Below are 10,846 nucleotides of genomic sequence, written 5' to 3' on the forward strand. Positions count from 1 at the left end.
CGGTTTCGGGGACATTTTCACCCTATCAAAGGGTTGGACAGATGTCAGGAAACGCTCAAGAAAAACTTGAAGGTTCTGAGGGTTTTCACAGGTTGACCAGCCACTAAGAACTGAGAACCCAGCACGCTAAACTCAGCACGCTAAACCCCAAAAACAGAGCCCCGCGCTCCTGGGCAGAAAACCTGCTCGGGAACACGGGGGTGTTCAGCTGGCTATGTTTAGCGAGACTGGAAAGCAGCCAGGACAGTCTCCAGATGACCGCGAGTCAGCAGCTGCTGAGGAATGAAATACTGACCACCGTACACCGTAGTCAAATTCTGGCTAGCCCACAGAATCTCACGGTAGAACGCAGAACCAGGCTTAACATCCACGTAGGGGGAATTACCCGTCACCGCAGGAGAACCAGCCGCGCGGTAAGTGAACGCTGCAACGGTAGCGTTCGAGATGCCAGCGTCCGCGTGGAACTTGCCGTCCGACCAGCCGTAGCTGATACCCTTCTCACGAACCCAAATGTACGCAGCGTAGTTCGGGTCGTCAGTCTTCACATCCGGCCAGGGGGAGGTCTCGGGCAGCTTCACCTCGGGCGCGCCGGCCTGAAGGTACAGAGCCACCGCCAGCTCACCGCGGGTAGCGCGCTCCTTACGCTGCTCATCGGTCAAGCTAGGCTTCTTATCCTCAACAGCGTCAGAGCCCTTGAACTTCAGGTCCTGAGAAGCCAGCAGAGTACCGCGGCCCTCGGGTGCCTTACCCACAACGGGGGCGACGAACTCGCCGTTCTCGTAACCGTTGTTACCCCAAACCTCTACGACATACTTCTTCGCGGGATCCAGAGTGTTCGCCGGAACCTTTACGCTACCGGACAGCTCACCATTCACAAACTCAAAGGCGCGGTCGTGATGGTTGTACTCAATGAGGTCGCTCGTCGCCAGAACCGGGGTGTTCGAACCCTTCTCACGGATTACGTACTGAACACCCTTAGGGGAAGCAATCTCACCGTAGAAGCCGGTACCCGAGAAGTAAATATCCTGATCCGCGGTGGTGTCGCCCAGAGCCTTGTACTTCACCTCGGGGGCAAACGGGCTGGGGCGGAACGCCTGAGTATGCACCGCAATACGGCGCACCACGTTCTTGCCAGCCCACAGATCTTCAACGGTCAGCGGGGGCTGACCCTGCTTCTCAGCAACCAGGTCAACCTCGTAACGCACCTCGTAACGCGGGATACCGGGGAAGTAGTTGCGAGGCTCGTAGTAGCGCTGAAGCACGTCCGGCTTGACCGTCAGCTGAGCATCCAGGGTGCCATCCTCGGCAATGGTGAAGTCCTTACCCTCCTCAAAACGGAGCGGCGTATCATCAGCGGGCAGAAGGTCACCATCGGGAACACCCTGAGAAGCGGCCAGGTAAACCGCTACATTGCCGTGCTTTTCACGCCACTCCTTGGTGAAACCCGAACCCTTCACGTGGACGGTGCCGCCCTCAAAGGTGTACAGTAGCGGATTCTTGCCGTCGTACAGAACGTCGAATGTCGGAGCGTCCTCCTGGACAGCCTTAGCGCCCGGAACATCCGCAGCCTGCGAACCATCGGAACCGTTAAAGTTCAGCGTCTGAGAAGCGAGCAGGGTGCCATGACCCTCGGGTGCCTTACCCACGACGGGGGTAATGAACTCGTCGCCCTCGTAGCCGTTGTTGCCCCACACCTCGACAACGTACTGCTTTGCCTTATTCAGGGTGTTCGCCGGAATATTGACGGTACCGGTCACATAGCCGCCCTGGTAAGCAAAAGCCAGTTCCTCGTGGTTATATTCGATGATGTCGCTAACCGCCAGAACCCGCGCCCTCAGGGTCTTCTCACGCACAACAATCTGAACACCCTTCGGGGAGTTAATATCGCCATTGAAACCCCAACCTGAGAAGTTCAGAACCTGATCGTTACCGGTATCCTTCAGAGCGTTGTAGCGCCAGTGCGGGGCGAAAGCATCAGTCTTCTGGGCGACAGCGGCCTTCGGAGCAGGGTCAGCCGGCAGAGAACCAGCCGCCGCAACTGCAGGAGCATCTGCGGCAACATTCTGGGCAAGCGCCGGAGCCATCGGCAAAACCATCGCGCCAGCCAACGCCAATGCACCGCAACCCCGTGCTGCACGGAAGAAGGACGAAGCCTTGAAATTCGGAAGAGCGGACATAATCATTCCTTATCGGTCGAACCCATCGCGCCAATGCAGTTTCTAAAAGGGAGTGAGAAATCTTCGTCGAATCTGCGCCAACCCAATGAGAAGTGGTCGAATATCCCCGTCAATTTCGGGGACAATTTCACCCTATCAAAGGGGCGAATAGAAGTCAGGAAACACTCAAGAGAGACTTGAAGGTTCTGAGGGTTTTCCCAGGTTGACCAGCCGTTAAAAACTGAACCCAGCATGCTGAACCCCGCGCACAGTCCTCAAAACAACAGTCTTCAAAAACACAAGCGGCCCCGCACCCCTCAAACGGGAGTACGGGGCCGCCAAATACACTAACCAAGCACTAAAACGAAGCGTGAAACGAGGAAGGGCGAAAACTAGGAAGTGCGGAAGTACAGGTACATCATCATCGCAACACGACCACGAGAGGTCTGAGCCGTCGGCTCAAAAGCATTACCCTCAGACACCGTCGACACGCCATGGCGAGACGCCCACACAATCTGACGGTAGAACGGAGTCGCAGACGAAACATCGCTAAACGGGGAAGAACCCGACATCTGAATCTTCTGCGCACCATCAGCACGGTACAGAAGAGCCGCAGCAGAAGCATTCGACAGGCGCGCCTCCGCATGGAACTTACCATCAACCCAACCAGACGTAATACGCTCCTGACGCGCCCACAGGTACGCATCATAGTTCGGGTCAGATTCATCAACATCCGCATACGGCGAATGCTCCGGACGAGTCACCGCCGGCGAACCCGCCAGCTTATAGAACATGGTGATCAACTCGCCACGAGTCACCGGATCCTCAGCACCAAAATGGTCCTCAGAAACCGGCTCCATCGTCTGGGTACGAACAGCCCAACGGATACCCGCATAGTACGCAGAATCCTCAGGGGCATCAGCAAAAATAGTATTCGCATCCGGCGCGGTCACGGACGGATGCAGAATCTTCGGGCCCTGGGTCGAAGAACTCGACACCAGAGCAGAAGTAGAAATCGCCGAAGCGGTCGCCGGCGCAGCAGTATCCGCCGAAGAAAGACGCGCCTCCGACGGATCATAAAAAGAGAAAAGAGGTGAGAACGGCAGATACAAAACACCCGCCAGCGCCACAGCGCCAACAGCCAGCTCAATACGGCGGCGCTTACGCTTCTTCGACTCAGCCTGAGAAGAAGCCTCGGGGGTGCCCTCCGGTGCCAGCAGAGGTGCAGAAGAATTATGGGCAGTATCAGTCGACTGCTTAAAATCCTGGGACATAAATCCTCAATGTGGTTGATGTATCGGTGTGTGATGGGCTCCCTCTAGTTCTACGCACCCAGCCGGATAAGGGTGCGCACCAAGGGGGCGCAACAGTCCTAAGCATAAACCACAGCTTGAAAAATATTAATTTACACTCCACAGAACATTCTTAAAAAGGGGAGTGGAGCACCCCAAAAATCCGCCCAATAGCGGGTACCGCATGAGGTGCGCCCCACATGCGGTACAGCCCACATTAGCGTGTTAGCCGGCAAAAATACCTCGAAAAACCGCGGAACAGCACCGGGCGACAGTCCCGCACGCGCCCCTACAGATACCTTGCAGACACCTCATAAACACCCCGCAATGGCACAGAAAAGCCGGGCCGGCGGGATAAAACCAACGTTTCATCGCCGCCAGCCCGGCATAATCCATAGACCCTAGAGACTAGTCCTAGCGAACCTTATAAAGCCCTAGTGAACCTTATAGAGCCCTAGCGGACCTTGTAGTTCATCAAGAAACCAGCCAGCTCACCACGGCTCACCAGCGCAGACGGGTGGTACTCAGAGCCCGGGAAAACCTGTAGCTTCTGCTGCTTAGCCCAAGTGATCTCGCGGTAGAACGCAGAACCGACCTTCACATCGGTGTACGGCGCCTCAGTCGCAGCAACCGGCTTCTTACCATCGAAACGGTACAGGAACGCCGCAACAGTAGCATTAGAGACAGACGCATTCGCGTGGAACTTACCATCAGACCAGCCGAAAGTAATACCCTTCTGACGAGCCCAAATGTACGCAGCGTAGTTCGGGTCATCGGCCTTCACATCCGGGTACGGGCTAGTAGCCGGCAGGGTAACCTTCGGGGAACCAGCCATACGGTACAGCGCAACAGTCAGCTCACCGCGGGTCGCATCATCATTAACGCCGAACCAATCCTTCTCGCGAGAATCAATCAGCTTCTGATCAGCAGCCCACAGAACAGCCTTGTGGTTCGCGTGAGCAACCGGAACATCAGCGAAACGCTCACGAGCCTTCTTGTTCGCAGACTCACCGGTCAGAGTCAGGTAATCAGCCGCGATGCGCTCACGCTGACCATCGGCGTAGTTGATGGTTACGAAAATAGCGTAGTGGCTATCCTCATCCAGCTTGGTGCCGTCAACGTTAACGGTCGTCTCAAACGCGCCGGTCGCCACACGGTCAGCGTTCAGAGTGATGCTATCCAGAGCCTCACCGGTCGGGTTGCCGTCAGCCTCAGCCTCAGAGAACAGCACGTTCACGGTAGCGCCAGCCGGAACCTTGAAGTCCTTACCCTTCACACGGATAGTGGTCGAAGAGCTCAGATCCACCTTGTCAGTGCTCAAAGAAACCGAAGGAGACGCCTTCTTAACGTTCTCGCCGTTCACCGGAACAAACGCCTGAGTGCTCAGCGCCTGGCTGTTCGCCTCATCGTTATCTTCCGGAACGTTGAACTCGAAAGTCTGCACAACATAGGAGTTGCCGGACTTCAGGGTGCCCGCCGGGATGTCCAGAACAGTCGAGAAACGGCCGTTGGTGTAACCCATGTACTGACCAAAGAAAGCAGAGTAGGAGGTGAACTTAGCCTCCGACTGAGCCAGTGCGGGGCCGGTCGCCTTACCGGTCGCCGGATCAACCGCACGAACCGCAACAATCAGCGACTCGCTACCGTTGTACGAAATATTCTGGAAACCAGCACCGTTCACAGTGACCTTAGCGTTCTTAGAAGCATTCACCGACGAAGCGCTGTACGACAGGGTCGGGGAATCAACGGCGGGAACATCCGCAACCTTCAGTTCAGTACGAACCTCATCCGCAGGAATCCAGCCGTCTTCAGCGTCATCGCGGTAACCGAGCACAACATCGAAGGACGAGCCATTGGCCTCCAGATAGTTAGCGCCGATAGAAGCGGTCAGGTTCACGGTGCCGTCAGCCGCAAAAGCGGACGCGGGAACATCCTGAACATAGAAGGGGTAATCACGCGGGTGGTGCGGCGGGAAAGCGACGCTTTCACCCTTCGGAACAACGTACAGGCGGAACGACTTGCCTGCAACGAAGTCCTTGGAGAAACCGGAGCCGCTAACCGTCACGTTGCCGCCCTTGAGAATATCAAAAGTGCCGGAGGTAACCTGCAGACGCTGAGCACCCTGAGCCTCGCCCTGTTCAACAGCCTGGGTTGCTACCGGAGTAGCAGGTGCGGCAAACGCGGGGGAGAGAGGCAAGAGCATAGCGCCAGCCAGGGTGATGGCGCAGCTGCTCTTGGCCACATTTTTGGGTAGCGCAAAGCGCATGTGGTTGGGAAGTGAGGACATTGTTATCCAATCAGTTTTTATCGGTGTCACGCATCGAGTGTGGTGCGCATAAACACCGTAGCAAATAGTTAAGACGTGCTGGAACCTGAAAGGTCATCAGTGCGAAAAATGCCTGTGTGTTTTATCGCATGTCTTAAGGTGAAGTATAGCTTTAAAAAGTATGTGCATGACGTGGAAAATATGCCTAAATAGTGTGCTGATAAGCACAAACACTGGTCACTGTACAAAAAAGAAAGCGTAAAAAACCCACCGCATTCGAAAAATTCGCACCTATGCAACCTCTGCAGGTTGAGAATATTCACAATGCGGTGGGCAAGGCAACATAAAAGTCACCCACAATAAAAGTGGCACATAAACAGAGCCATAAAGTCGCCTATTTGACGAAAGCCAACCAAAATAGCTAACGCCACGGCGAGACACTATGTGAGACGGCTGCCGCCGTGCTCCATGCGGTACAGCATCGTAGCGAGTTCCGTGTGCCCAATAAACGACTGCCCATACGCCTCATAGGTAGACTGTTCGCTGATATAACCCCAAATGTGCTGATCAATCGCCCACTGGGACTCCTTATGGAACGAGTAATGCCAGCCGAGAACAGTATTCCACCCACGTTCAGAAGAACCACCCGGCAGGCTACTCTTCTTTGACGCCGAAGAAACAGGACGAGGTTTCGCCGCAGGAACCTTACCCTGCGCCCTCTGATATCTATACAGGAACGCCACCGCCGAAGAATCGTAAACCTTCGCATCCGGGTGGAAATTACCATCAATCCAACCGAACGTAATGCCCTTCTGTCGAGCCCAAATATATGCGGCGTAGTCCGGGTCGTTGGGCTGAACATCCGGATACGGGCTGGTTGCCGGAAGCTCAACCTTCGGGGAACCCGCCAGCATATAGAGAGCCACCGTCAGATCACGGCGCGTCAAATTCTCAGAAGAATAGGAATCTGACTTGGGAAGCTGCTGAGCCTTGTACCACCTCTTCGCAGCCTCACGCTCCTCAAACGCGTTCACCACCAAACCAAGGTCAGTAGAAACAACCTGCTGCACAGAATCCGCGGCACCACCCTGACCGGGAAGAACCTTCTCCACAACCAGCTTGTAACCGCCCTGATAATTCAGCGCCTCACCGGGAATAGTGAGCGTTGCCTCCGTGTAACCGCTCTGGATGCGGTCAGCCGCAATATCCTGCTCCAGCGCCTTCTGACCGGTCAGATTGCCAGAAGCATCCGTAGCCTGTAGCGAGAAGCGGTAATGGCCCTCAGTGAGCTTCGGCAGATTCACGGCACGCACCTGCAACGTGTTCTTCTCCCAATAGGGGCTCACTTGCGGTGAATCAGAACGATATTGGTCCATCTGCTGCGGCTCAACGCGCAGAACCGGGGCGGCATCCTTCACCTCGGTGTTCGAGTTGGGCGAGCGCACCGGAATAAACGGGGCAACATCCGTCAAAAGGCTACCGGGTACCTTCTCCTCATCCGGATTCGGGAAGAGGCCGCTGTAGACACCAATCATGTACGACTTACCCGGCTGCAAAGTGCCCGCAGGAATTGTCACATCAGCAGAGAAATAGTTGTTGAGGAAGCTCCAGCAATAGTATTCACCGCAATCCGTATAACGAACTGCATGCGTGAAAACGGGCTTGCCCACCATCAACCCCGTGGCGGGGTCAACCTCATACAGCATCAGATACGCCGGGGCGCTCCCCGGCTCAACAAGCTGCTTAGAGAGAATATGGTAGCCCTCAATCTTCAGCTGCGTATCAACCCAGGGATTATCAATCGCCGGCATGCTGTACACGTAAGTAGTACGATCCGGCTCAGGGTCCTGAGTCAGGCTGAGCGGAGTACGGGCAGTAAGGCGGGGGTCCTCATACTCATCGGCGTTCGGCTCGCGCTCGCCCGCCGGGTAGTAGGTCAGCACCACGTCAAGGGCAGGCGAAGGGGTGGCCCGGATGGTCTGCTTCTTGACCTCAAAGGTGAAGGTGAGGCTCCCGTCCGGGTTGTCGTGGACGATACCGTCTTCTCGAAGATGATCGACCCTGCCGCTGTACAGGGGATTCTGGGTTGCCTCGCCGGTACGGGACCACTCGTAACCGGTACCACGGTTCACGAGACCGAACTGGAAGAGCTTGTACTTCTTACGGAACTCGGGGGTCAACGGGGAAGTCGTCACGGACACCGTGCCACCCTGAGAAATATTGAGAGTGCCGGTGGTGACCTTCAAATCAATCTTGTCAGCATCGCTGACGCCAGCGGCTGCGGCATCGGGGGTGGCAGCTACGGGGGTTGCCTGCAACGATGCGGCAGGGGAGGCGGTGCTCGCCGGATTCGCTTGAGCAGGCTCCACCTGTGCGGGTTTTGCCTGTGCCGCATCAGCATGCACAGCAGGGGTGACCGCCAGAGCCGGGGTCAAGCCCAGCAACAGGGAGAGGCTGATTGCCTTCTTGCCCTGAGTCTTTAGAGTGTGGGCATTTTGGGTAGGGGCTTTTATGGCGGGCGTTTTAGCACCCTGAGTTGTGGTTGGTCGGAAGAAAGAAGACACGGTTATCCCATCTAATGTTCTGCACTGTGCTTTCTATACCGCGGCTTTACACGGTGGTTTTTTGCACAGTGGTTTTCTGCACGGTGATTGAAGTGAGTGAGGGAAAACGTTGAGTGGAAGGGGAGAAATGAACGGTGAAAAGGAACGAAAAGTTGAGTAGAAAAGGGGGTGCACAGTGCGTCTTAGCGAAAGTGCTGGCGGGCTGAAAAGCCGGGCGAATCAGCCCGAAAATTTCAGCCCGCCATCACCGATTGTAAAGCAACACAGTATCAGGCTGCGTGGCCGCGGGAGGCGACTCTCAAATAACTACTTCAGGGTAACTACTTGAGACGACTGCCGCCGTGCGTCATGCGGTAGAGCATCAGTGAGAACTCCCAAGAGGAAACAGTATCCAAGCTGAAATTCTCACCGTGGCCTCGATAATATTCTGCGTATCCCCAGATAATCTGCTGGGTAGCCCACAGCGATTCCCTCCAGAACGCAGTGTCCATACGCTCATACTCGGGCCAGTGCACCCGCGAACGTGAATCCCGTGTGGGAGACTCCTCCGGTACATTACTGCTATCTGACGTATCGCTCTTCGGTACAGACGAAGACGGCAAACTGCTCGACTCCGGCGAAGACGCAGGGGTTAGCGCTCGTTGGTACCTGTACAGGAATGCCACCGTCGAGGCAATCGAAAGGTTCGCTTCCGGGTGGAACTTACCATCGACCCAACCGAAGGTAATACCCTTCTGACGAGCCCAAATGTACGCGGCGTAGTCCGGATCGTCCGGGGTTACATCCGCATAAGGACTGGTTGCAGGCAGCTCAACATGAGGTGCACCCGCAAGACGGTACAGCGCCACCGTGACATCGCGGCGACTCAGCACAGCCTTATGTTCATCCAGAAGAACCTGCTGCTTAACCCACTCAACAGCCGCTTCCCGCTCCGCAGTGTAGCTTACAAAGAGCTCAAGGTCCTCAGAAGTGACCTGCTCGACCGTATCTGCGGCACCGTTCTTGCCGGGGGTTACCTTCTCCAGAACAACCCTGTAAGACCCCTCATAATTCAGAGAGCTACCGGGAATATTCAGCTTCTCATCCGTAGAACCACTCAGAAGGTGCTCAGCAGGAATGACCTGTTCCAGGGCCTTCTCGCCGGTTGGCTTGCCAGAATCATCCGTTGCCTGAACCGAGAAACGGTAATGACCATCGGTAAGCTTCGGAAGATTCGAGACTCGTGCGGTGAGGGTATTCATCTCCTGGTACGGGCTGATGCGCTTATTCAGAATGTACAAGTCCGGACGCGCTACAGGCTGGTCAGGGTTAGGCTGCGTAGACCGCACAGGAAGGAACTCAGCGACACTGGTCAGTAGGCTACCGCTGTACTCCTCTTCGCCAGGACGAGGCAGATTAGAACCGTAGATGCCAATCATGTAGAGCCTGCCCGGCTTCAACGTACCCGCCGGAATTGTCATCTCCGTGCTGAAGTAACGATTATGGAATCCGCCGCAAAGTTGTCCGCACTCTGTCAGCGGAATGATGTCGGAGAAAACAGGGCGTCCCATAATCTTTCCGGTGGCCGGGTCAGCCTCGTAGAGGGTGAGGTATGCAACCGATTCATGACCGCCTACCGCATGAGGATCGAGGATATGGTAGCCCTCAACCGTCAGAGTCGTATCCTGCCACGGCTTGTCAATTGCAGAGAGACTGTAACGGTACGTCGGCTGAACCGGCTCAGGGTCACGCACTACCGGCAGAGAAGCTCGTGCCGTAAGACGGCGGTCTGTCGACTCCCAACGCAAATCCGGCTCAGCTTCATCAGACGGGTAGAACGTCAACACGACATCGAAGAGAGTTCCCTCGGGTACATCAAAGATTTGCTTGCGAACATCAAAGGTGAACGTAATGCTTCCATCAGGGTTTTCATGAACCTTCCCCTGATTTCGAAGGGTAGCGACTCTCTTACCGTACTGGGCTTCAGGTAGCTTACTGCCGTAGCTTGACCACTCGTAGTTCTTCCCTCGCTCCACAATGCCGAACTCGAAGAGCGTGTACTTCTTGCGGAACTCAGCACTCAGCGGTGCAGTCGTCACAGAGACAGTGCCGCCCTCAGAAATATTGAGGGTACCTGAAGTGACACTCAAACGCACTTCATCAGATGCGGGAGGATTTATCGGGGTCGGAGGAGCAGCCAGCTGCACGGGCGCAGTGACCGTAAAAATGTGACTACCCTTCTGATAAAGAGAATCTGAGAAAGCTACCCTCAGCTCTGCCTCAGAACCAAGGTACACATTCTGCAACTCCTTGATGACTGCAGAGTCAATTTCAAGTTCTACGGTGCGGGTACCGTCAGGGTTACGGACAACAATAATGTCATGATCAAAGTAAGGAATGTCAGTAATTCCGACGATAGTCTTTCGAGCGGTTTTACTATAAATGTCGACGGATTTGACGTAATACCCCAAATCAACTTCCGGGGAAATGTTAGAAATAGTAACTTTATATTTCCCTGCATGGTACGGATCAAGCGTCTGAGGAGACAGTGAAACCTTGGGAAGGGTATTGCGGTACGTATTGCTCTGG

General features: G+C 55.3%; 5 protein-coding genes. All 5 read right to left on the reverse strand.

Annotated features, from left to right (window positions below):
- Positions 1 to 218 precede the first annotated feature (218 nt).
- Entirely contained in the window at positions 219 to 2,177 is a 1,959-nt protein-coding gene (locus HMPREF3055_RS04810) for a gluconolactonase (protein ID WP_070690167.1), read from the reverse strand.
- A gap of 371 nt (positions 2,178 to 2,548) precedes the next feature.
- Complete coding sequence (locus HMPREF3055_RS04815) at positions 2,549 to 3,430, reverse strand: S-layer homology domain-containing protein (protein WP_070738311.1); 882 nt, start codon at positions 3,428 to 3,430, stop codon at positions 2,549 to 2,551.
- Between the two features lie 472 nt (positions 3,431 to 3,902).
- Entirely contained in the window at positions 3,903 to 5,735 is a 1,833-nt protein-coding gene (locus HMPREF3055_RS04820) for an S-layer homology domain-containing protein (RefSeq protein ID WP_070738313.1), read from the reverse strand.
- A 419-nt stretch (positions 5,736 to 6,154) separates the two neighbouring features.
- On the reverse strand, positions 6,155 to 8,158 hold the full coding sequence (locus HMPREF3055_RS04825; protein ID WP_083318011.1) for an S-layer homology domain-containing protein: 2,004 nt from the start codon (positions 8,156 to 8,158) through the stop codon (positions 6,155 to 6,157).
- Between the two features lie 440 nt (positions 8,159 to 8,598).
- A complete protein-coding gene (locus tag HMPREF3055_RS04830; RefSeq protein WP_070738317.1) occupies positions 8,599 to 10,728 on the reverse strand; it encodes an S-layer homology domain-containing protein in 2,130 nt (709 codons plus the stop codon).
- Positions 10,729 to 10,846: the final 118 nt, after the last annotated feature.

This window comes from Rothia sp. HMSC061C12 (assembly GCF_001815755.1).
Lineage (GTDB): Bacteria > Actinomycetota > Actinomycetes > Actinomycetales > Micrococcaceae > Rothia > Rothia mucilaginosa.

What these genes read in the sequence shown, in the direction of transcription:
- HMPREF3055_RS04820 (WP_070738313.1), bottom strand. Translation starts at nt 5,735, where the DNA reads ATGTCCTCACTTCCCAACCACATGCGCTTTGCGCTACCCAAAAATGTG.
- HMPREF3055_RS04810 (WP_070690167.1), bottom strand. Translation starts at nt 2,177, where the DNA reads ATGTCCGCTCTTCCGAATTTCAAGGCTTCGTCCTTCTTCCGTGCAGCA.
- HMPREF3055_RS04815 (WP_070738311.1), bottom strand. Translation starts at nt 3,430, where the DNA reads ATGTCCCAGGATTTTAAGCAGTCGACTGATACTGCCCATAATTCTTCT.